The sequence below is a fragment of the Streptococcus mitis genome, from assembly GCF_965111725.1.
GTDB classification, from domain to species: Bacteria; Bacillota; Bacilli; order Lactobacillales; family Streptococcaceae; genus Streptococcus; species Streptococcus mitis_DV.
Map to the genome: position 1 here is coordinate 1,596,970 of NZ_OZ217341.1, position 25,837 is coordinate 1,622,806.

The window sequence follows — 25,837 nt, forward strand, 5'->3', positions numbered from 1 at the left end:
TCACCGTTGCTCTTTCGAGTACTATTCTAGCTAGTTTCCGACTAGTCTAAGCTTAACTTATCTTAACTGAGTAAGAATAGCTTTGAGTTTATCAATCAACTCATCTTCTGTGTGGTCAGACTCTTTCTCATTGGCTAGGAAGGCAACTGCTTGAGCGAGAGTTTCTCGTGCTTTGTCGAGAACTTTCGCATCTACATTTGTAAGGTCGCTTTCTTGCAGAACCTTAGTTAATTCCTTGGTCAATTTCTTGAGTTCTGACTCTTTCTTACGACGCGCGATGAGGAAGAGAAGGAGACCAAGAAGGGCGAGAAGGCTGCCAATCATCGTACCGTATGGAAGATGACCTTGCTCTTTCCTTGTTTCTTTCGTTTCTTCTTCATCCTTAGTCGCTTGCTTGCCTTTCAAGGATGCGAGTGCTTCTTTGACCTTGGCAGTCATCTCTCTCAAGCCTGCTTCTGTCAAGTCAGCATTTCTAAGGGCTTCTTGACCCTCTCCGAGAATAATCTTCGCAGCGTCGATGACAGATTGATCAATACCATCCAAGTCTTTCAAACGAGTTTCCAATTCTTCAACCAATCGAGCAAGTTCAGACTTGTCAACAGGACGAGTCTCACTAGGAGTTGCTGTATCGCCTGAATTGCTTGGAGTGCTTGTAGAAACTGGTGTTTCTTGAGCTGGAGTACTTGCTTGAGCCTGTCCAACAGTAGACGATGGAGTAGCAGGGGTGGTGTTGCTACTATCGTCGGTCGTCACACTAGGCGCTGGAGTGTTGCCACTGTTACCTGGTGTCGCATTATTGCTATTGCTATCAGCAGGAGTGGTAGTACCGCCGCTGTTAGTATTGCCACCATTGTTAGTGTTAGCACTGTCGTCAGTGTTGCCACCATTGTTAGTGTTAGTACCGCCGTTATTAGTGTTAGTACTGTCGTCAGGACGTGGAGTTGGTGTTGGATTTGGACGAGGAGCAGGCTGAGGATTGATGTTATCGACATCTTGCAAGCCTGCTTTGGCTTCCGCAAGTTTTTGCTTAGCTGCCTCTACTTTCGCTTTCGCATCCGCTACGTCTTGTTCCGTTGCGTTCGCGTTCGCAATCACTTCCTCAGCTTTTTCTACAGCTTCGTTAGCTTTAGTCTTCGCGTCTTCATAAGCTTGTTTACTTGCTTCTGTCTTACCTGCTGTTGCTGCGCCTTGGGCAACGTCTGCTTTCAAGCCGTCTTTGGCTTGAGTAAGTTCTGTCTTATCGACATCTTGCAAGCCTGCTTTGGCTTCCGCAAGTTTTTGCTTAGCTGCCTCTACTTTCGCTTTCGCATCCGCTACGTCTTGTTCCGTTGCGTTCGCGTTCGCAATCACTTCCTCAGCTTTTTCTACAGCTTCGTTAGCTTTAGTCTTCGCGTCTTCATAAGCTTGTTTACTTGCTTCTGTCTTACCTGCTGTTGCTGCGCCTGCGTTAACGTCTTCTTTCAAGGCGTCTTTGGCTTGAGTAAGTTTTGTCTTATCGACATCTTGCAAGCCTGCTTTGGCTTTATCAAGTTTGTCCTTAGCGTCGTCTACTTTCGCTTTCGCATCCGCTACCTCTTGTTCGGTTGCGTTCGCGTTGCCAATCACGTTTTCAGCTTCGGTTACCGCTGTGTTCGCGTTGTTCTTAGCTGTTTCGTAGGCTGCTTTACTTGCTTCTGTCTTACCAGCTGTTGCTGCGCCTGCGTTAACGTCTTCTTTCAAGGCGTCTTTGGCTTGAGTAAGTTTTGTCTTATCGACATCTTGCAAGCCTGCTTTGGCTTTATCAAGTTTGTCCTTAGCGTCGTCTACTTTCGCTTTCGCATCCGCTACCTCTTGTTCGGTTGCGTTCGCGTTGCCAATCACGTTTTCAGCTTCGGTTACCGCTGTGTTCGCGTTGTTCTTAGCTGTTTCGTAGGCTGCTTTACTTGCTTCTGTCTTACCTGCTGTTGCTGCGCCTTGGGCAACGTCTGCTTTCAAGCCGTCTTTGGCTTGAGTAAGTTCTGTCTTATCGACATCTTGCAAGCCTGCTTTGGCTTCCGCAAGTTTTTGCTTAGCTGCCTCTACTTTCGCTTTCGCATCCGCTACGTCTTGTTCCGTTGCGTTCGCGTTCGCAATCACTTCCTCAGCTTTTTCTACAGCTTCGTTAGCTTTAGTCTTCGCGTCTTCATAAGCTTGTTTACTTGCTTCTGTCTTACCTGCTGTTGCTGCGCCTTGGGCAACGTCTGCTTTCAAGCCGTCTTTGGCTTGAGTAAGTTCTGTCTTATCGACATCTTGCAAGCCTGCTTTGGCTTTATCAAGTTTGTCCTTAGCGTCGTCTACTTTCGCTTTCGCATCCGCTACCTCTTGTTCGGTTGCGTTCGCGTTGCCAATCACGTTTTCAGCTTCGGTTACCGCTGTGTTCGCGTTGTTCTTAGCTGTTTCGTAGGCTGCTTTACTTGCTTCTGTCTTACCAGCTGTTGCTGCGCCTGCGTTAACGTCTTCTTTCAAGGCGTCTTTGGCTTGAGTAAGTTTTGTCTTATCGACATCTTGCAAGCCTGCTTTGGCTTTATCAAGTTTGTCCTTAGCGTCGTCTACTTTCGCTTTCGCATCCGCTACCTCTTGTTCGGTTGCGTTCGCGTTGCCAATCACGTTTTCAGCTTCGGTTACCGCTGTGTTCGCGTTGTTCTTAGCTGTTTCGTAGGCTGCTTTACTTGCTTCTGTCTTACCAGCTGTTGCTGCGCCTGCGTTAACGTCTTCTTTCAAGGCGTCTTTGGCTTGAGTAAGTTTTGTCTTATCGACATCTTGCAAGCCTGCTTTGGCTTTATCAAGTTTGTCCTTAGCGTCGTCTACTTTCGCTTTCGCATCCGCTACCTCTTGTTCGGTTGCGTTCGCGTTGCCAATCACGTTTTCAGCTTCGGTTACCGCTGTGTTCGCGTTGTTCTTAGCTGTTTCGTAGGCTGCTTTACTTGCTTCTGTCTTACCAGCTGTTGCTGCGCCTGCGTTAACGTCTTCTTTCAAGGCGTCTTTGGCTTGAGTAAGTTCTGTCTTATCGACATCTTGCAAGCCTGCTTTGGCTTCCGCAAGTTTTTGCTTAGCTGCCTCTACTTTCGCTTTCGCATCCGCTACGTCTTGTTCCGTTGCGTTCGCGTTCGCAATCACTTCCTCAGCTTTTTCTACAGCTTCGTTAGCTTTAGTCTTCGCGTCTTCATAAGCTTGTTTACTTGCTTCTGTCTTACCTGCTGTTGCTGCGCCTGCGTTAACGTCTTCTTTCAAGGCGTCTTTGGCTTGAGTAAGTTTTGTCTTATCGACATCTTGCAAGCCTGCTTTGGCTTTATCAAGTTTGTCCTTAGCGTCGTCTACTTTCGCTTTCGCATCCGCTACCTCTTGTTCGGTTGCGTTCGCGTTGCCAATCACGTTTTCAGCTTCGGTTACCGCTGTGTTCGCGTTGTTCTTAGCTGTTTCGTAGGCTGCTTTACTTGCTTCTGTCTTACCAGCTGTTGCTGCGCCTGCGTTAACGTCTTCTTTCAAGGCGTCTTTGGCTTGAGTAAGTTTTGTCTTATCGACATCTTGCAAGCCTGCTTTGGCTTTATCAAGTTTGTCCTTAGCGTCGTCTACTTTCGCTTTCGCATCCGCTACCTCTTGTTCGGTTGCGTTCGCGTTGCCAATCACGTTTTCAGCTTCGGTTACCGCTGTGTTCGCGTTGTTCTTAGCTGTTTCGTAGGCTGCTTTACTTGCTTCTGTCTTACCTGCTGTTGCTGCGCCTGCGTTAACGTCTTCTTTCAAGGCGTCTTTGGCTTGAGTAAGTTTTGTCTTATCGACATCTTGCAAGCCTGCTTTGGCTTTATCAAGTTTGTCCTTAGCGTCGTCTACTTTCGCTTTCGCATCCGCTACCTCTTGTTCGGTTGCGTTCGCGTTGCCAATCACGTTTTCAGCTTCGGTTACCGCTGTGTTCGCGTTGTTCTTAGCTGTTTCGTAGGCTGCTTTACTTGCTTCTGTCTTACCAGCTGTTGCTGCGCCTGCGTTAACGTCTTCTTTCAAGGCGTCTTTGGCTTGAGTAAGTTCTGTCTTATCGACATCTTGCAAGCCTGCTTTGGCTTCCGCAAGTTTTTGCTTAGCTGCCTCTACTTTCGCTTTCGCATCCGCTACGTCTTGTTCCGTTGCGTTCGCGTTCGCAATCACTTCCTCAGCTTTTTCTACAGCTTCGTTAGCTTTAGTCTTCGCGTCTTCATAAGCTTGTTTACTTGCTTCTGTCTTACCTGCTGTTGCTGCGCCTGCGTTAACGTCTTCTTTCAAGGCGTCTTTGGCTTGAGTAAGTTTTGTCTTATCGACATCTTGCAAGCCTGCTTTGGCTTTATCAAGTTTGTCCTTAGCGTCGTCTACTTTCGCTTTCGCATCCGCTACCTCTTGTTCGGTTGCGTTCGCGTTGCCAATCACGTTTTCAGCTTCGGTTACCGCTGTGTTCGCGTTGTTCTTAGCTGTTTCGTAGGCTGCTTTACTTGCTTCTGTCTTACCAGCTGTTGCTGCGCCTGCGTTAACGTCTTCTTTCAAGGCGTCTTTGGCTTGAGTAAGTTTTGTCTTATCGACATCTTGCAAGCCTGCTTTGGCTTTATCAAGTTTGTCCTTAGCGTCGTCTACTTTCGCTTTCGCATCCGCTACCTCTTGTTCGGTTGCGTTCGCGTTGCCAATCACGTTTTCAGCTTCGGTTACCGCTGTGTTCGCGTTGTTCTTAGCTGTTTCGTAGGCTGCTTTACTTGCTTCTGTCTTACCTGCTGTTGCTGCGCCTTGGGCAACGTCTGCTTTCAAGCCGTCTTTGGCTTGAGTAAGTTCTGTCTTATCGACATCTTGCAAGCCTGCTTTGGCTTCCGCAAGTTTTTGCTTAGCTGCCTCTACTTTCGCTTTCGCATCCGCTACGTCTTGTTCCGTTGCGTTCGCGTTCGCAATCACTTCCTCAGCTTTTTCTACAGCTTCGTTAGCTTTAGTCTTCGCGTCTTCATAAGCTTGTTTACTTGCTTCTGTCTTACCTGCTGTTGCTGCGCCTGCGTTAACGTCTTCTTTCAAGGCGTCTTTGGCTTGAGTAAGTTTTGTCTTATCGACATCTTGCAAGCCTGCTTTGGCTTTATCAAGTTTGTCCTTAGCGTCGTCTACTTTCGCTTTCGCATCCGCTACCTCTTGTTCGGTTGCGTTCGCGTTGCCAATCACGTTTTCAGCTTCGGTTACCGCTGTGTTCGCGTTGTTCTTAGCTGTTTCGTAGGCTGCTTTACTTGCTTCTGTCTTACCAGCTGTTGCTGCGCCTGCGTTAACGTCTTCTTTCAAGGCGTCTTTGGCTTGAGTAAGTTTTGTCTTATCGACATCTTGCAAGCCTGCTTTGGCTTTATCAAGTTTGTCCTTAGCGTCGTCTACTTTCGCTTTCGCATCCGCTACCTCTTGTTCGGTTGCGTTCGCGTTGCCAATCACGTTTTCAGCTTCGGTTACCGCTGTGTTCGCGTTGTTCTTAGCTGTTTCGTAGGCTGCTTTACTTGCTTCTGTCTTACCAGCTGTTGCTGCGCCTGCGTTAACGTCTTCTTTCAAGGCGTCTTTGGCTTGAGTAAGTTCTGTCTTATCGACATCTTGCAAGCCTGCTTTGGCTTCCGCAAGTTTTTGCTTAGCTGCCTCTACTTTCGCTTTCGCATCCGCTACGTCTTGTTCCGTTGCGTTCGCGTTCGCAATCACTTCCTCAGCTTTTTCTACAGCTTCGTTAGCTTTAGTCTTCGCGTCTTCATAAGCTTGTTTACTTGCTTCTGTCTTACCTGCTGTTGCTGCGCCTGCGTTAACGTCTTCTTTCAAGGCGTCTTTGGCTTGAGTAAGTTTTGTCTTATCGACATCTTGCAAGCCTGCTTTGGCTTTATCAAGTTTGTCCTTAGCGTCGTCTACTTTCGCTTTCGCATCCGCTACCTCTTGTTCGGTTGCGTTCGCGTTGCCAATCACGTTTTCAGCTTCGGTTACCGCTGTGTTCGCGTTGTTCTTAGCTGTTTCGTAGGCTGCTTTACTTGCTTCTGTCTTACCAGCTGTTGCTGCGCCTGCGTTAACGTCTTCTTTCAAGGCGTCTTTGGCTTGAGTAAGTTTTGTCTTATCGACATCTTGCAAGCCTGCTTTGGCTTTATCAAGTTTGTCCTTAGCGTCGTCTACTTTCGCTTTCGCATCCGCTACCTCTTGTTCGGTTGCGTTCGCGTTGCCAATCACGTTTTCAGCTTCGGTTACCGCTGTGTTCGCGTTGTTCTTAGCTGTTTCGTAGGCTGCTTTACTTGCTTCTGTCTTACCTGCTGTTGCTGCGCCTGCGTTAACGTCTTCTTTCAAGGCGTCTTTGGCTTGAGTAAGTTTTGTCTTATCGACATCTTGCAAGCCTGCTTTGGCTTTATCAAGTTTGTCCTTAGCGTCGTCTACTTTCGCTTTCGCATCCGCTACCTCTTGTTCGGTTGCGTTCGCGTTGCCAATCACGTTTTCAGCTTCGGTTACCGCTGTGTTCGCGTTGTTCTTAGCTGTTTCGTAGGCTGCTTTACTTGCTTCTGTCTTACCAGCTGTTGCTGCGCCTGCGTTAACGTCTTCTTTCAAGGCGTCTTTGGCTTGAGTAAGTTCTGTCTTATCGACATCTTGCAAGCCTGCTTTGGCTTCCGCAAGTTTTTGCTTAGCTGCCTCTACTTTCGCTTTCGCATCCGCTACGTCTTGTTCCGTTGCGTTCGCGTTCGCAATCACTTCCTCAGCTTTTTCTACAGCTTCGTTAGCTTTAGTCTTCGCGTCTTCATAAGCTTGTTTACTTGCTTCTGTCTTACCTGCTGTTGCTGCGCCTGCGTTAACGTCTTCTTTCAAGGCGTCTTTGGCTTGAGTAAGTTTTGTCTTATCGACATCTTGCAAGCCTGCTTTGGCTTTATCAAGTTTGTCCTTAGCGTCGTCTACTTTCGCTTTCGCATCCGCTACCTCTTGTTCGGTTGCGTTCGCGTTGCCAATCACGTTTTCAGCTTCGGTTACCGCTGTGTTCGCGTTGTTCTTAGCTGTTTCGTAGGCTGCTTTACTTGCTTCTGTCTTACCAGCTGTTGCTGCGCCTGCGTTAACGTCTTCTTTCAAGGCGTCTTTGGCTTGAGTAAGTTTTGTCTTATCGACATCTTGCAAGCCTGCTTTGGCTTTATCAAGTTTGTCCTTAGCGTCGTCTACTTTCGCTTTCGCATCCGCTACCTCTTGTTCGGTTGCGTTCGCGTTGCCAATCACGTTTTCAGCTTCGGTTACCGCTGTGTTCGCGTTGTTCTTAGCTGTTTCGTAGGCTGCTTTACTTGCTTCTGTCTTACCAGCTGTTGCTGCGCCTGCGTTAACGTCTTCTTTCAAGGCGTCTTTGGCTTGAGTAAGTTTTGTCTTATCGACATCTTGCAAGCCTGCTTTGGCTTTATCAAGTTTGTCCTTAGCGTCGTCTACTTTCGCTTTCGCATCCGCTACGTCTTGTTCCGTTGCGTTCGCGTTCGCAATCACTTCCTCAGCTTTTTCTACAGCTTCGTTAGCTTTAGTCTTCGCGTCTTCATAAGCTTGTTTACTTGCTTCTGTCTTACCTGCTGTTGCTGCGCCTTGGGCAACGTCTGCTTTCAAGCCGTCTTTGGCTTGAGTAAGTTCTGTCTTATCGACATCTTGCAAGCCTGCTTTGGCTTCCGCAAGTTTTTGCTTAGCTGCCTCTACTTTCGCTTTCGCATCCGCTACGTCTTGTTCCGTTGCGTTCGCGTTCGCAATCACTTCCTCAGCTTTTTCTACAGCTTCGTTAGCTTTAGTCTTCGCGTCTTCATAAGCTTGTTTACTTGCTTCTGTCTTACCTGCTGTTGCTGCGCCTGCGTTAACGTCTTCTTTCAAGGCGTCTTTGGCTTGAGTAAGTTTTGTCTTATCGACATCTTGCAAGCCTGCTTTGGCTTTATCAAGTTTGTCCTTAGCGTCGTCTACTTTCGCTTTCGCATCCGCTACCTCTTGTTCGGTTGCGTTCGCGTTGCCAATCACGTTTTCAGCTTCGGTTACCGCTGTGTTCGCGTTGTTCTTAGCTGTTTCGTAGGCTGCTTTACTTGCTTCTGTCTTACCAGCTGTTGCTGCGCCTGCGTTAACGTCTTCTTTCAAGGCGTCTTTGGCTTGAGTAAGTTTTGTCTTATCGACATCTTGCAAGCCTGCTTTGGCTTTATCAAGTTTGTCCTTAGCGTCGTCTACTTTCGCTTTCGCATCCGCTACGTCTTGTTCCGTTGCGTTCGCGTTCGCAATCACTTCCTCAGCTTTTTCTACAGCTTCGTTAGCTTTAGTCTTCGCGTCTTCATAAGCTTGTTTACTTGCTTCTGTCTTACCTGCTGTTGCTGCGCCTTGGGCAACGTCTGCTTTCAAGCCGTCTTTGGCTTGAGTAAGTTCTGTCTTATCGACATCTTGCAAGCCTGCTTTGGCTTTATCAAGTTTGTCCTTAGCGTCGTCTACTTTCGCTTTCGCATCCGCTACCTCTTGTTCGGTTGCGTTCGCGTTGCCAATCACGTTTTCAGCTTCGGTTACCGCTGTGTTCGCGTTGTTCTTAGCTGTTTCGTAGGCTGCTTTACTTGCTTCTGTCTTACCAGCTGTTGCTGCGCCTGCGTTAACGTCTTCTTTCAAGGCGTCTTTGGCTTGAGTAAGTTTTGTCTTATCGACATCTTGCAAGCCTGCTTTGGCTTTATCAAGTTTGTCCTTAGCGTCGTCTACTTTCGCTTTCGCATCCGCTACCTCTTGTTCGGTTGCGTTCGCGTTGCCAATCACGTTTTCAGCTTCGGTTACCGCTGTGTTCGCGTTGTTCTTAGCTGTTTCGTAGGCTGCTTTACTTGCTTCTGTCTTACCAGCTGTTGCTGCGCCTGCGTTAACGTCTTCTTTCAAGGCGTCTTTGGCTTGAGTAAGTTTTGTCTTATCGACATCTTGCAAGCCTGCTTTGGCTTTATCAAGTTTGTCCTTAGCGTCGTCTACTTTCGCTTTCGCATCCGCTACCTCTTGTTCGGTTGCGTTCGCGTTGCCAATCACGTTTTCAGCTTCGGTTACCGCTGTGTTCGCGTTGTTCTTAGCTGTTTCGTAGGCTGCTTTACTTGCTTCTGTCTTACCAGCTGTTGCTGCGCCTGCGTTAACGTCTTCTTTCAAGGCGTCTTTGGCTTGAGTAAGTTTTGTCTTATCGACATCTTGCAAGCCTGCTTTGGCTTTATCAAGTTTGTCCTTAGCGTCGTCTACTTTCGCTTTCGCATCCGCTACCTCTTGTTCGGTTGCGTTCGCGTTGCCAATCACGTTTTCAGCTTCGGTTACCGCTGTGTTCGCGTTGTTCTTAGCTGTTTCGTAGGCTGCTTTACTTGCTTCTGTCTTACCTGCTGTTGCTGCGCCTGCGTTAACGTCTTCTTTCAAGGCGTCTTTGGCTTGAGTAAGTTTTGTCTTATCGACATCTTGCAAGCCTGCTTTGGCTTTATCAAGTTTGTCCTTAGCGTCGTCTACTTTCGCTTTCGCATCCGCTACCTCTTGTTCGGTTGCGTTCGCGTTGCCAATCACGTTTTCAGCTTCGGTTACCGCTGTGTTCGCGTTGTTCTTAGCTGTTTCGTAGGCTGCTTTACTTGCTTCTGTCTTACCAGCTGTTGCTGCGCCTGCGTTAACGTCTTCTTTCAAGGCGTCTTTGGCTTGAGTAAGTTCTGTCTTATCGACATCTTGCAAGCCTGCTTTGGCTTCCGCAAGTTTTTGCTTAGCTGCCTCTACTTTCGCTTTCGCATCCGCTACGTCTTGTTCCGTTGCGTTCGCGTTCGCAATCACTTCCTCAGCTTTTTCTACAGCTTCGTTAGCTTTAGTCTTCGCGTCTTCATAAGCTTGTTTACTTGCTTCTGTCTTACCTGCTGTTGCTGCGCCTGCGTTAACGTCTTCTTTCAAGGCGTCTTTGGCTTGAGTAAGTTTTGTCTTATCGACATCTTGCAAGCCTGCTTTGGCTTTATCAAGTTTGTCCTTAGCGTCGTCTACTTTCGCTTTCGCATCCGCTACCTCTTGTTCGGTTGCGTTCGCGTTGCCAATCACGTTTTCAGCTTCGGTTACCGCTGTGTTCGCGTTGTTCTTAGCTGTTTCGTAGGCTGCTTTACTTGCTTCTGTCTTACCAGCTGTTGCTGCGCCTGCGTTAACGTCTTCTTTCAAGGCGTCTTTGGCTTGAGTAAGTTTTGTCTTATCGACATCTTGCAAGCCTGCTTTGGCTTTATCAAGTTTGTCCTTAGCGTCGTCTACTTTCGCTTTCGCATCCGCTACCTCTTGTTCGGTTGCGTTCGCGTTGCCAATCACGTTTTCAGCTTCGGTTACCGCTGTGTTCGCGTTGTTCTTAGCTGTTTCGTAGGCTGCTTTACTTGCTTCTGTCTTACCTGCTGTTGCTGCGCCTGCGTTAACGTCTTCTTTCAAGGCGTCTTTGGCTTGAGTAAGTTTTGTCTTATCGACATCTTGCAAGCCTGCTTTGGCTTTATCAAGTTTGTCCTTAGCGTCGTCTACTTTCGCTTTCGCATCCGCTACCTCTTGTTCGGTTGCGTTCGCGTTGCCAATCACGTTTTCAGCTTCGGTTACCGCTGTGTTCGCGTTGTTCTTAGCTGTTTCGTAGGCTGCTTTACTTGCTTCTGTCTTACCAGCTGTTGCTGCGCCTGCGTTAACGTCTTCTTTCAAGGCGTCTTTGGCTTGAGTAAGTTTTGTCTTATCGACATCTTGCAAGCCTGCTTTGGCTTTATCAAGTTTGTCCTTAGCGTCGTCTACTTTCGCTTTCGCATCCGCTACCTCTTGTTCGGTTGCGTTCGCGTTGCCAATCACGTTTTCAGCTTCGGTTACCGCTGTGTTCGCGTTGTTCTTAGCTGTTTCGTAGGCTGCTTTACTTGCTTCTGTCTTACCAGCTGTTGCTGCGCCTGCGTTAACGTCTTCTTTCAAGGCGTCTTTGGCTTGAGTAAGTTTTGTCTTATCGACATCTTGCAAGCCTGCTTTGGCTTTATCAAGTTTGTCCTTAGCGTCGTCTACTTTCGCTTTCGCATCCGCTACCTCTTGTTCGGTTGCGTTCGCGTTGCCAATCACGTTTTCAGCTTCGGTTACCGCTGTGTTCGCGTTGTTCTTAGCTGTTTCGTAGGCTGCTTTACTTGCTTCTGTCTTACCAGCTGTTGCTGCGCCTGCGTTAACGTCTTCTTTCAAGGCGTCTTTGGCTTGAGTAAGTTCTGTCTTATCGACATCTTGCAAGCCTGCTTTGGCTTTATCAAGTTTGTCCTTAGCGTCGTCTACTTTCGCTTTCGCATCCGCTACCTCTTGTTCGGTTGCGTTCGCGTTGCCAATCACGTTTTCAGCTTCGGTTACCGCTGTGTTCGCGTTGTTCTTAGCTGTTTCGTAGGCTGCTTTACTTGCTTCTGTCTTACCAGCTGTTGCTGCGCCTGCGTTAACGTCTTCTTTCAAGGCGTCTTTGGCTTGAGTAAGTTCTGTCTTATCGACATCTTGCAAGCCTGCTTTGGCTTCCGCAAGTTTTTGCTTAGCTGCCTCTACTTTCGCTTTCGCATCCGCTACGTCTTGTTCCGTTGCGTTCGCGTTCGCAATCACTTCCTCAGCTTTTTCTACAGCTTCGTTAGCTTTAGTCTTCGCGTCTTCATAAGCTTGTTTACTTGCTTCTGTCTTACCTGCTGTTGCTGCGCCTGCGTTAACGTCTTCTTTCAAGGCGTCTTTGGCTTGAGTAAGTTTTGTCTTATCGACATCTTGCAAGCCTGCTTTGGCTTTATCAAGTTTGTCCTTAGCGTCGTCTACTTTCGCTTTCGCATCCGCTACCTCTTGTTCGGTTGCGTTCGCGTTGCCAATCACGTTTTCAGCTTCGGTTACCGCTGTGTTCGCGTTGTTCTTAGCTGTTTCGTAGGCTGCTTTACTTGCTTCTGTCTTACCAGCTGTTGCTGCGCCTGCGTTAACGTCTTCTTTCAAGGCGTCTTTGGCTTGAGTAAGTTTTGTCTTATCGACATCTTGCAAGCCTGCTTTGGCTTTATCAAGTTTGTCCTTAGCGTCGTCTACTTTCGCTTTCGCATCCGCTACCTCTTGTTCGGTTGCGTTCGCGTTGCCAATCACGTTTTCAGCTTCGGTTACCGCTGTGTTCGCGTTGTTCTTAGCTGTTTCGTAGGCTGCTTTACTTGCTTCTGTCTTACCAGCTGTTGCTGCGCCTGCGTTAACGTCTTCTTTCAAGGCGTCTTTGGCTTGAGTAAGTTTTGTCTTATCGACATCTTGCAAGCCTGCTTTGGCTTTATCAAGTTTGTCCTTAGCTGCCTCTACTTTCGCTTTCGCATCCGCTACGTCTTGTTCCGTTGCGTTCGCGTTCGCAATCACTTCCTCAGCTTTTTCTACAGCTTCGTTAGCTTTAGTCTTCGCGTCTTCATAAGCTTGTTTACTTGCTTCTGTCTTACCTGCTGTTGCTGCGCCTGCGTTAACGTCTTCTTTCAAGGCGTCTTTGGCTTGAGTAAGTTTTGTCTTATCGACATCTTGCAAGCCTGCTTTGGCTTTATCAAGTTTGTCCTTAGCGTCGTCTACTTTCGCTTTCGCATCCGCTACCTCTTGTTCGGTTGCGTTCGCGTTGCCAATCACGTTTTCAGCTTCGGTTACCGCTGTGTTCGCGTTGTTCTTAGCTGTTTCGTAGGCTGCTTTACTTGCTTCTGTCTTACCAGCTGTTGCTGCGCCTGCGTTAACGTCTTCTTTCAAGGCGTCTTTGGCTTGAGTAAGTTTTGTCTTATCGACATCTTGCAAGCCTGCTTTGGCTTTATCAAGTTTGTCCTTAGCGTCGTCTACTTTCGCTTTCGCATCCGCTACCTCTTGTTCGGTTGCGTTCGCGTTGCCAATCACGTTTTCAGCTTCGGTTACCGCTGTGTTCGCGTTGTTCTTAGCTGTTTCGTAGGCTGCTTTACTTGCTTCTGTCTTACCAGCTGTTGCTGCGCCTGCGTTAACGTCTTCTTTCAAGGCGTCTTTGGCTTGAGTAAGTTTTGTCTTATCGACATCTTGCAAGCCTGCTTTGGCTTTATCAAGTTTGTCCTTAGCGTCGTCTACTTTCGCTTTCGCATCCGCTACCTCTTGTTCGGTTGCGTTCGCGTTGCCAATCACGTTTTCAGCTTCGGTTACCGCTGTGTTCGCGTTGTTCTTAGCTGTTTCGTAGGCTGCTTTACTTGCTTCTGTCTTACCAGCTGTTGCTGCGCCTGCGTTAACGTCTTCTTTCAAGGCGTCTTTGGCTTGAGTAAGTTTTGTCTTATCGACATCTTGCAAGCCTGCTTTGGCTTTATCAAGTTTGTCCTTAGCGTCGTCTACTTTCGCTTTCGCATCCGCTACCTCTTGTTCGGTTGCGTTCGCGTTGCCAATCACGTTTTCAGCTTCGGTTACCGCTGTGTTCGCGTTGTTCTTAGCTGTTTCGTAGGCTGCTTTACTTGCTTCTGTCTTACCAGCTGTTGCTGCGCCTGCGTTAACGTCTTCTTTCAAGGCGTCTTTGGCTTGAGTAAGTTTTGTCTTATCGACATCTTGCAAGCCTGCTTTGGCTTTATCAAGTTTGTCCTTAGCGTCGTCTACTTTCGCTTTCGCATCCGCTACCTCTTGTTCGGTTGCGTTCGCGTTGCCAATCACGTTTTCAGCTTCGGTTACCGCTGTGTTCGCGTTGTTCTTAGCTGTTTCGTAGGCTGCTTTACTTGCTTCTGTCTTACCTGCTGTTGCTGCGCCTGCGTTAACGTCTTCTTTCAAGGCGTCTTTGGCTTGAGTAAGTTTTGTCTTATCGACATCTTGCAAGCCTGCTTTGGCTTTATCAAGTTTGTCCTTAGCGTCGTCTACTTTCGCTTTCGCATCCGCTACCTCTTGTTCGGTTGCGTTCGCGTTGCCAATCACGTTTTCAGCTTCGGTTACCGCTGTGTTCGCGTTGTTCTTAGCTGTTTCGTAGGCTGCTTTACTTGCTTCTGTCTTACCAGCTGTTGCTGCGCCTGCGTTAACGTCTTCTTTCAAGGCGTCTTTGGCTTGAGTAAGTTCTGTCTTATCGACATCTTGCAAGCCTGCTTTGGCTTCCGCAAGTTTTTGCTTAGCTGCCTCTACTTTCGCTTTCGCATCCGCTACGTCTTGTTCCGTTGCGTTCGCGTTCGCAATCACTTCCTCAGCTTTTTCTACAGCTTCGTTAGCTTTAGTCTTCGCGTCTTCATAAGCTTGTTTACTTGCTTCTGTCTTACCTGCTGTTGCTGCGCCTGCGTTAACGTCTTCTTTCAAGGCGTCTTTGGCTTGAGTAAGTTTTGTCTTATCGACATCTTGCAAGCCTGCTTTGGCTTCCGCAAGTTTTTGCTTAGCTGCCTCTACTTTCGCTTTCGCATCCGCTACGTCTTGTTCCGTTGCGTTCGCGTTCGCAATCACTTCCTCAGCTTTTTCTACAGCTTCGTTAGCTTTAGTCTTCGCGTCTTCATAAGCTTGTTTACTTGCTTCTGTCTTACCTGCTGTTGCTGCGCCTTGGGCAACGTCTGCTTTCAAGCCGTCTTTGGCTTGAGTAAGTTCTGTCTTATCGACATCTTGCAAGCCTGCTTTGGCTTTATCAAGTTTGTCCTTAGCGTCGTCTACTTTCGCTTTCGCATCCGCTACCTCTTGTTCGGTTGCGTTCGCGTTGCCAATCACGTTTTCAGCTTCGGTTACCGCTGTGTTCGCGTTGTTCTTAGCTGTTTCGTAGGCTTGTTTACTTGCTTCTGTCTTACCAGCTGTTGCTGCGCCTGCGTTAACGTCTTCTTTCAAGGCGTCTTTGGCTTCTGTAAGTTTTGTCTTATCGACATCTTGCAAGCCTGCTTTGGCTTTATCAAGTTTGTCCTTAGCGTCGTCTACTTTCGCTTTCGCATCCGCTACCTCTTGTTCGGTTGCGTTCGCGTTGCCAATCACGTTTTCAGCTTCGGTTACCGCTGTGTTCGCGTTGTTCTTAGCTGTTTCGTAGGCTTGTTTACTTGCTTCTGTCTTACCAGCTGTTGCTGCGCCTGCGTTAACGTCTTCTTTCAAGGCGTCTTTGGCTTCTGTAAGTTTTGTCTTATCGACATCTTGCAAGCCTGCTTTGGCTTTATCAAGTTTGTCCTTAGCGTCGTCTACTTTCGCTTTCGCATCCGCTACCTCTTGTTCGGTTGCGTTCGCGTTGCCAATCACGTTTTCAGCTTCGGTTACCGCTGTGTTCGCGTTGTTCTTAGCTGTTTCGTAGGCTTGTTTACTTGCTTCTGTCTTACCAGCTGTTGCTGCGCCTGCGTTAACGTCTTCTTTCAAGGCGTCTTTGGCTTCTGTAAGTTTTGTCTTATCGACATCTTGCAAGCCTGCTTTGGCTTTATCAAGTTTGTCCTTAGCGTCGTCTACTTTCGCTTTCGCATCCGCTACCTCTTGTTCGGTTGCGTTCGCGTTGCCAATCACGTTTTCAGCTTCGGTTACCGCTGTGTTCGCGTTGTTCTTAGCTGTTTCGTAGGCTTGTTTACTTGCTTCTGTCTTACCAGCTGTTGCTGCGCCTGCGTTAACGTCTTCTTTCAAGGCGTCTTTGGCTTCTGTAAGTTTTGTCTTATCAGCAGATCTCACTTCATACGAAACTGGGACAATTTCTGTAGTATTATCTGCATAAGTCACTACTACTTCGATAGTATGAGTTCCAAGAGTAGTTGGATAAGTCGTACCATTTTTTAAGGCTGCTGACACTTTATGATCAACAGTTACAGCACCCAACAATTCTTCATTTGTAGGATTACTTCCGCCAACTACCTTACTAATTTTAGTCGTTTCAACTGTATGTTCAGGTACTGTAATTGACGTTGCTGTTTCTGCACTCTTAAGATTTCCTTCACCTTTAGTGGCAACTGCTGTTATTCGGCGATTTCCACCGATACTACTTGATTTAACAACTAAATAGTTACCTTCTTTTTCTATTCCTGAATCAGCTGGTAATGCCCAACTATTTGCTGAAGTAAGAGTAATCTCTTTCGTTCTTTGATCCCCAGGTAATGTAAACACAACTTTATCTGCATCATCTGGTAACTTAATACGAGTTGTACCATTTTGCTTGTTCTCATGAGTCAACTCTGCTGGTGCTGGATTAGTAACTGTAATCGTTACCTCGCGTTCGTCGACCCTACTTGAACCAACCTCTGCTAATCGAATCTTATATTTTCTTGTTCCGACCGTTTCAACATCAGGCTGTCCGTCTTTCCATGTAGCTGTAAAGTCACCTGGGAAGTCTTTTTCTACATTCTTTTCAGTATATGTAATGCCTTTTCGAGCATCTGCTTTCAAGGCAGTCAGAGTTGGACTTCCCTTAGCTGCTGTAATGGTTTTTCCTGCGAAATTACGCTCTTTGGCTACACGTATATCCGCATTATCACTTTCCGCCTCAAAGACAATTTGCTTCACTTTAACAGGTTGGTCTGACGAACCAATCTCAGCTGTTTGGTCTGTTTGGCGCAAGTACATATTATTTTCTAGTTTATATGTCCATGTACCGTCATCTTGTAATACCCCTTCTCCAGGATTTAATGTAGCCGGGGTTTTACTTGAATCTTTTGTTATAGATATTTCTCTACCAGTTTGTAAGGTCAATACAACCTTCGTTGCACTTTGAAGAGCTGTACCAGAAATCGTACGATCCACATCACTTAATTTGGCGTCTTCGCCACTTCCTACAGTTGCGTTAAATGTCGGCACTGTTGGTTTGGCTACTTGCGTATGTGAAATATCAATAGTAGAACCATCTGGGAAGTTAATCACAGCGACTTTGGTCTTATCATCCGTAGTTCCAACGCTATAAGTCGCGCTATTTGGAAGTTGGGTGTTTTGACGATTTGCTTCTTGGATTTTCTCTTTAAAGCTTGTTTTGGCTGCTGGTGTAAAGTTACCATTACTAATCGCTGTATCATCATAAGTCACTTTATCAACATTCGTTGGATAAAGAACCTTATCACGATAAACATCAGCGTAAGTTTTTACTGTGATATTTCGTGTAATCGGATCAGACTCTGCATCTGCCGCGTCAATCGTAGACAAGACAAGTCTGTAATTTCCTGGTTCAATACGTCCTTGAGCATTAGCCCTTACTGCTTGGTTAGTGTCTTGAGTGAATACTTGAACACGTAATTTACCTCTACTTGAAGCTGCATAACCTACAGTCAAGTTTGCATCATCTTCAGCATCATGACCTTCAAAGTAATCCTTCAACTCTTCTACAGTTGGAGAAGCAAATACCTTGTTTTCTTCAATCGTATGATTAGCTGTAAAGTTTACAGTTGGTTTGGTATTTGTAGGTACAGGAGAATCAGCCCATCCACTTGTTCCTTGAATACCAGGGGTTGGAATACCAATCCTACCATCTTTAGAATAGTGCGTTCTGAATTGTACAGGACTATTTCCGATTTTAAATGGTGGTGTGTACAAGGCATCGTCATTATTCTTAACACTAAAGGTCACTTTGGTGATAGCTTTATTCGTTGGATCAACAACTGTATTTGAAATCTCCAATTTGGCAGCATTTGATGCTGTTGAGACAACTGTCCAAGTATCACCGACTTTTTGAATACCATAGTCCGTTCCATTGACACGAATATAACCAGCCTCAACATCATGAGGAATATTCACAGTAATCGCACGTCCTGACTTATAAACAGGATCAATAGTCGCTTGACCTGGAGCAACGTTTGCAGTAGCCTCTTCTGATTCTACACCGTTTTTCACTTGAACAGCTTTTACTTTATTTCCGTTGAATACACGATTGTGAACTCCACTGAAGTTTTGCGTCAAGTATTCAGTAGCTCCTAAAGTATAAGACCAACTTCCATCTGCGTTCGGTGTTATTTCTTTAACTGTAGTACCGTCTTGTAAAGTCAACTTAACTTTTTCTGCACCTGGCATAGCTGTACCAGAAATCACCTTAGAAACAGATGATAATCCGCTAAATTCTCCATGGTCTTCGAGATCATTGAATGTCGGAGCTGTTGGTTTAGACTTGACAGTGATAGTGACGTCCTCAGTCGAACCGTCATTATAAGTCAAGGTTGCTGGAATATCTACACTTGTTCCTGCTGGAACAGCTGCCGGTGTTGTCTTGGCAGTGATAGAACGTTTGTCAATTGTCACACCACGTCCTAAATCAGTATCTGTCGGTGTCGCACCTGCTGCGATAACAACCGCTTGAGTGCTTACCGGTCTGTGGCTCAGTTCAATATTTTCGACAGCCTCTTGAGAACGAACATTACCAGTACCACGTGTCGAAACTGTTCTCACATTTCCGTCATTAACATTCTTATAAGCAACAGTAAGCTCATTACCTGTCAAGGTTACACCTTCTGGCAAGGCAGCAGTACTTGCCCACTGATTGCTAGCATTCTTCGTTACAGTGACCGTTTTAGCATGGTTTTGTTTGTCCGTATAAGTGACCGTCACAGAGTCAGCAGTACTTGAAAGACTAATAACACCGTCACCATTCTCACGCTGATTATGAGTTGTAGCTTCCGGCATTTCAAACTTAGCATCGCTCGTTACCGTCTTGGTTGTCTTATCGTCATTTGATGCAATGACAGAAACGGTTTTCCCGTCCGCTACCAAACCTTTTGGCAAGGTAAAGCGATTACCGTTAGCAGTAATGCCTGTCACATTTCCCCAACGTCCTTGAGAGTCTTTACTATAGTGAAGTGTTTCAGTTGTATTATTTTGCTGGTTGCGGTAGGTCAAATCAAACTTGGTAGCCGTAGCTGGTACAGTAATATCAACTGAACCATCTGCTTGAGCTACATTGGTCAAACCTTCCAAGCGTCCTAAAACTTTCGTTTCGCTATTATCACTGATGGCTGATGTAGCTGTTTTTTGGTTAACTGCTACTGTTGAACCTTCTCTTGCAGTTCCTGCTTGGATACGGATTTCACCTTGTCCTCCATCTGCATTCACAATAGAGATTGTACGGTCTGCATTGGCGTCATCTTTATTCCAATTATTTCCAGTTTTGGTGAATCCTACTGTTTTTTGACGACCACTAGCATCTGTATAGGTCAAGGTTGCCTTGTTTGAACCTTCTTGTCCTACGATTGATTTAAGAGTCAAGTCTTCTGGATTTTGCTTGATGGTAGGTGCCTGTGGTGCTCTCGTTGTTGACTGAGCACTTGCACTAAATTCAGATTCTACACGCTGGTCATTATTATCTGGCATGTAGACGACTTTAGCTCGGATGTTTGAAGAATATGGCAACTCATTAGAGAGCGTCATGGTCACATCTTTGCTACTTGCATAAGTCTCTGAACTTCCTTTTGGTACATCCATTTGACCAACAACAGTATTACCATTGTAAAGATACAAACGTGTTCCTGGTGTGACATTATTTACTGTCACTTGTTGGTTACGTTGACCAGCTTTTCCGTTAAGAGCTGTCGCAGTGACGCTTGGTGTTTTTGGTTTGGTGATGAAAGTGATTTCTTCCGTTTCTTCGGCTAGATTTTCAGAATGCGAGTTGCTTCCGTTATCATTTCCGTAGTAAACCTTAACCTTGTTTTTCTTCTTACCAAGCCAATCGCCATTGACTTTGCCCCAGTTTTCTGCACTGTATTCACGGTTGGTAGTCTCATCATTTTTCCAAACGTACTGACTACCACCTACATTCCCGTTTCGCGTAGTGGCATAGTCGCGAGCAGTTGTTTTGGCAAAGTTTTCGCCAATGGTACGAGTGTACTCTGTAGCAGTAGCTGTTGTATGGTAGGTTGGTAATTGAACGGTAAAGGTCTTAACAACCGTAGAGCTTACTCCAGCATTTCCTGGATAAACAACCTCAATAACCCCTCTATTGTTACCTGGTGCATTGATTCGAGGTGCTACACCACCTTGCCAACGCACAGTCACATTATTTGGTTTAGGGACAACTGTATTTCCATCTTTAAACTCAATATAGTTTTCTGGATTGGCACCATTTGATAGGGTACCTTGCTTGTTATTGTAAGAAGCTGCCTTCAAGTTAGCTGGTGCATAGACATGCACAGGCACGTTAACTGTCGTGCTTCCTTGTCCTGGCACTGTTACATTGGCAGTGTAGTTGTTTGTTCCCAAAGTAGTATAATTTGGATTTTGCGCCCAGCTTGCTGTAGCATCGGCTGGAAGTGCTGTTCGACGTTCAGCATCTGTACTATCGTTGTAACGGATACGATCTTTGACAGCCCCTGTATAGCTCTCACCCTTGATGACGTGAATACCATTTGCAACCAAGCTTTCTTTGACTGTTAAGGTATCACTGACGTCAGAATCTGTACGCTGGTCTTTATTTGTAGGTTCATAGATGACCTTAGTCACAATTTTCTGGTCTTTTTTAAGGGTTACACCAGAGTTCAGTGGGACTTCAACTCCGTTTTTAATTGCGTGATTTCCTTCATTAGCGACCGTTGTACGACCTAATTCCCTGAGATTCTTTGGATCGGCAGCATCATAGACCACAACGGTTGTTCCGCTATTGACATTATTAACCGTTACTCTGTTTTGTCCGACCTTACCAATACTTGTTTGAATGCTTGGTTTTACAGGTTTAACGACAAAGTATATAGGGAGAGTCTCTGAACGGAAATTATCATAAGCGTCCTGACCAGCATCATTTGGATACAGCACTTGAATACTGTCTCTCTTTTTCCCTAGGTAGTTAGCGGATCTATCTCTCTGGTTATTTATATATTTCTTCGATTCCCAGTAATAGTGCAGATGATTTGTTATATTAGGGGTCACATAGGTATCGCCTGCGTTAGTAGAAGTTGTAAAATCAGTACCAAAGGTTGTTTCATAGATACCATTGTTCTTCACTGTCGTATGATAGACTGGAGTGTTAATATCAACATACTCATACTGATCCGTAACTGTCCCATTTTCATTGGTTACATGATAGGTGATTTTGATACGTCCTGTCTTGTCCAATCCAGCCACAGCTGTACTTGGTTTTGTCTGCCAAGTCACATCTACTCCAGCAGGTTTGTCAACATTCGTTCCATTATCTTTAAATTGAACATAGTTGGCTGGGTCTTCGCCATGGAGCAAGGCTTTACCGTAGACTTGTCCAAACTTAGCTTGCTTAGCTTCTACTGTAGATGGAAGGATTTGATAACGTAGATAGTAGGTTTGTTCATGGTTGTAGGCATCTTTTGCGGTAATCTTGGCAACATGCTCTCCTGCACGCTGACTTGTTGCAACTTTTCCACTGATAGTTGAGCCTGTGTATTTGTTCCTATCGTCTGCATTTGTTTGCGCTGTAAAGTTATTGTTGAACTTATTCAGCGTCACTCCTGCTGGCGTATTTGCAATTTCCAGTTTGGTGATGCTTCCTGTATCATCCCAAACTTTAATTTTAGGAATGAAATCTTGTCCCTGTTTGACACGATAAAGCACTTGATTTGCAGCTGCTTCTGTAGTTGGAAGAAGGGTATCTCCAAGACTGACTTTTGGTGCACTGCTGTCTGCCGGAACATGATAAGTACTTTCAGTACTGAAGTTCGTGTCGGCTGCTTTTTGCTTGGCTTTAAGATCAGTTCCTAGTTTGGCTGTTCCAAATGGAATATGCACCGTCGCTGTTCCACCACTAGTATCGGCTGTGACTGCAATCGTCGCATTTTGGCTAGAATTATCTTTTTCCCAATTTGCACCAACCTTGCTAAATCCTACTGTATGCTCTGTTCCTGCTCCATCTGTATAGCGAAGTTCTGCCTTGTTGGCATTTAGATGACCAATCTTAGCTGTAAATCCAGTCTCATCACGCCCAAATTCTGGTGCTTTAGCAAAGTTAGGCAAGCTTGCTCGGATGCTTCCATCACTAAGGGGACTCTTCATATCTCCGTTGAATGGAGTTTCTGTTCCTTTTCTTACAAAAGCAGAAACTAATCGAAGCTGATCTGTTCCTATTTTATCTTTTTTATAGCTTGTACTTGCAAATTCAATCGAACCATCTGCATTTATAGGTGCAGTAGCAACAATTTCATAGTTAACTGCTTCTCCTATAAAGCTCTGTTGGTTGTTATTTCCACCTTTTACTAGAAAGGCCTTCCACTCATAGTCTACATTGTCAATTCTTTTTGATGCCAATCCAGACACAGTAGTTGCTCTAACAGCTGGTTTTTCATTTGCTTTTCCGTTTAAGTCATTAGTAGTTGTCCTGAAGTTTGCTTTTACTGGTGGAATCGCAAGATTAGATGTATAGGTCTGTGTTTGATTATCATCTGTTGTTGCGGTTATGGTTAATGGATATACTCCTGCTTTGTTTGCTGCAATACCAGAAACCCCAGACTCAGCTCGAATGGTTGCAGTTGTTGAATTGATACCACTCGTTTCCCATCTAACTCCTAGATTGTCTCCACCGCTAATTGTTAAGCTTTTAATTGGGCGTGACCCTTTCACCATGAACTTAATGGAGTTATTCGTTACCTGTTGGTTAGCTGGGTATTCTATCACACGCTCATCTTTGATGTCACGACCATTCGTCGTAACTCCCATTTTAAAAGGTTTTGTTTTTCTGAGATTTGATGCGTCTGATTCTACAGTTTTGTGACGTGTATCATTCCCTTGAGCATCTTTGTTTTTATAATCAAACCATTCGCCATCTACTACTGTTTTTACAAGGTATTCTCCAAGTTTCACATCAACATTTTCAAAGGTTGCACGTCCATCTGCTCCAGCAAGTTTTTCAGCTACCTTGGTCAAAGAACCGTTCGGTTCTTTTTTGAACAGAACCATCTTATAACCTTCTGTCCCATTGCTAGCCGTGATGTTATGGCGTCCCTCATCTAGTCCACTAAAGTCTGTATCTAACACAGGCGTTTTCGGTTTCGTGACAAAGTGAATAGTACCTTTATCTTGTGAACCATCTGCAAAAGAACGTCTATAGGTATAAGTGTGAACACCTGGCTTAGTCGCAACTTCAGTAGTGATTTCCTTAGTAGTAGTAGTAGTAGTACCTTTGTAAAACTCAAACGTTTGTTTTTTCTTTTCGGCTTCGCTATAGCCGTTTGGAATAGTAGCCCCGGACTTATCTTTGTAAATACCGTAGTTTCTAATGTCAAAATCATTATAGTCCCAAATATAGTCAGTATTTGTATAAGTAGCAATCCCTTTCACACGTGGATCTGTAGCATCAAAATCCCCATTCGGTACAGATTGGTAGGTTCTACCGTTTCGATTGACAGTATAGTTCCATGCTTGTGTTCCAAACTCTGCAGCAATGTTATTTTGATCCACTTGGAAATATCCATTTTTTCTAAGTTCAAAACGGAAGTTCCCTGTTGATTTAATCTCACTATCCAAACGAGAATGAATCTGCAAACCAAAGTAACGACGCGAGTCTTGGAAACCTTTTATACTGGACAGATAATCTAGTTTGTCGAGGCCGTTCCCCCCAATCGTCTCAAATTCAATTTGATAAGCCGTATTTCCTTCTAGGCGTCCATAATAAGTGTTACCAGAAGAATTTACTATCTGTTGGGCTTTTTGATTACTTTTGTTTTGCTCATCTTGATTTTCATATCCATTTGAAGCATTTGCATCACGTGGATTACCGCGATTATAGAAACCACCTTGTTTTTCCTCACGTATCCATCCTAGCACGCTACTCACATTATAATATAGAGGACTTCCAAGATTATTACTTGGAGCCGGAGCATTTGTGTTATTAGGCGTTCCTTTGCTTACTTCTCTAAAACCAGCAGCTTCCATTGTAGAAACTAGCTCATCTTTACCACCGCTCGCTGCTCTATTGAAAGAAGTAGAGCCTTGATTCGTTTGTTTGGTTATGGTTACACTATTTGATTTTAATGACTGACCCGATGGTGTAGTAAACAGAAAACTTACATTATCAAGATTAGCATGCGACGGATTGATGGTTATTCTCCATCTAAAACCAGTTGATGTTCTTTCGACATCTTCTTTTAGATATTTTATAATATCCGCAACATCATCAGGTCGATCACCTGCTTGGACACTTTTCTTATTCCAATAAACATAGGTATAGTTTGTATATGGCGAGGTGATGTCAAAATCATTGTCAAAATAATGTCTTTTAGCATCAATAAAGCTACCATTAGCAGCTCTATCAGCCGCACGTGGCGCACGTCTTAGTGCAGTACCTGCTGGAATCCCGCGGAAACCTGACCATCCTGTGATGTTAGTTCGTGGTTGGATGGTTACATTGTTTTCACTTGGATTTTCAGACTCTACTTGGTTTGCCGGATCTGTTACTTCTCCTGCATTGGCTTCATTTTCAGCAAGAACTCCTTCGATCAGTTCACGTGATTTTTTCAGATCTACCAGGGCAGCATTAAAATCTTCTTGACTGATGGTGTCGCCTTTAGAGAAGGCTTCATTGAACTTATCAGCAGCTGCCTTGGCTGCTTGGATTTTATCTGCTGATGCTCCGTTAGCTCGGAGTTGCTCAGTGATGAACTCTAATTCATCTTTTAGTCCATAAACACCATTTTCACCTTCTGTATTGGTGTAGGTTGGGAGCGTCTGTGGAGTAGCTTGAGAGCCAGCTCCAGGAGTTGTTGCGTCCCCTCCAGCAGATGGATTGACTGAGTTTGCAGCTGGTGCTGCCGCGCTCAAGCCTCCTCTTCTACGACGGTTCCCTCCGGTTGGTTGCTCAGTTACAGCTCCGTCTGGAGTGGCGAGTCCGGTAGAGGTCAGACCTGTAGATGTGAGGTCTGTAGATGCTAGACCTGCTTTTTCCAAGATTGTTGGATTTTCTAGGGCAGGTGTCAAGGCTTGGTTGACACGGCTGATTAGGGCTTCCATAGCTCTTGTTTGCTCGTCAACTTGCGCTTGTGTCGCTTTTGGATTCTCTAAGACCGCCTTAGCCTTTGCGAGACCTTCTTCCACTTCAGTGTGGAGAGCCTTCATTGAGCTAAGCGTTAGTTTTTCCAATAAAGCTTGCAGATTGCCTTGAGTTGATTTAGCCGCCTCTGTATTAGCAGCAGCTGGCTGTTCTTGCTCTTTTTCTCCCTCTGCTTGAGAAGGTTCTTGAGTAGACTCTGGCTGAGCAGAGTTAGAGTCTACCTCAGCAGGCTTAGACACAGCCTTACCTTGTTCAGCTTCCTCAGCTGGCGCTTCTTTTGCTTTTAGCTCATCGGCTGGTTTGAGTTCAGCTGACTGGTCAGTCAGAGCTTTCTTGGAATCTCCCTCATCCGAGGCTTCTGGATCCCCATCTGCATTGCCATCAGAACCTGTCGTAACGACATCACTTGTCGTAGCTGGAGTAATTGTCTCACTCGCCGCCACAGCCCCATTCGCAAAAAACATCAAGGCCGCAACAGCAACGCTGGCTGCACCAAAATGATATTTACGAATGGAGTAACGGAAAATCTTTTCCCCGTTATCATCACGATATGATTTTTTCATGATTGAATTACCTCTCATTTTTCCTTTCTGGAGGTACTAAAAAATACCCCCCCCCTTAAATATTTTAGGTATTTAAGAAAGGATATGTTTCTTTTTATTCCGACACTTGTCAAAAGACAAATTTCGAGACAGTATTATTATATCCTATTTTTACAAATTTGAACAGCAAAATGCGAACTTTTTTAGCCATATTATCACTTATTTTTATAGGTGGTTTTTGAGATTCTATTTCAGAAAAAAACTGATTAAGAAGTCTTCAAGAAAGCAGCAAAATACCCTCTATCAGTGCTCTCCCTCCTGGTATCGTAACTCTTATAGCAGGTTGAAATAAGATGTAAACAAATTGAGTAGGAAAGTTAAAGTAATCTCTAACAATGTTTTAGCAGTAGTTGTTTGGCGTGTGTACTATTCTAGTTTCAATCTACTATACTAAAAACGGCTTGAAAGGTTTATCACATGAAAAAGGACAGCAAAAAAAGCCAACTGAACAAAATCAAGTGAC

Annotated in this window: 1 protein-coding gene; it reads right to left on the minus strand. The window is 45.3% G+C overall.

What is annotated here, in order from left to right:
* Positions 1 to 57: 57 nt before the first annotated feature.
* The gene (locus ACLV7Q_RS07830; protein ID WP_411866003.1) at positions 58 to 25,335 is read right to left on the minus strand and encodes a YSIRK-type signal peptide-containing protein; all 25,278 of its coding nucleotides are present in this window, start codon (positions 25,333 to 25,335) and stop codon (positions 58 to 60) included.
* Positions 25,336 to 25,837: the final 502 nt, after the last annotated feature.

What these genes read in the sequence shown, in the direction of transcription:
- ACLV7Q_RS07830 (WP_411866003.1), bottom strand. Translation starts at nt 25,335, where the DNA reads ATGAAAAAATCATATCGTGATGATAACGGGGAAAAGATTTTCCGTTAC.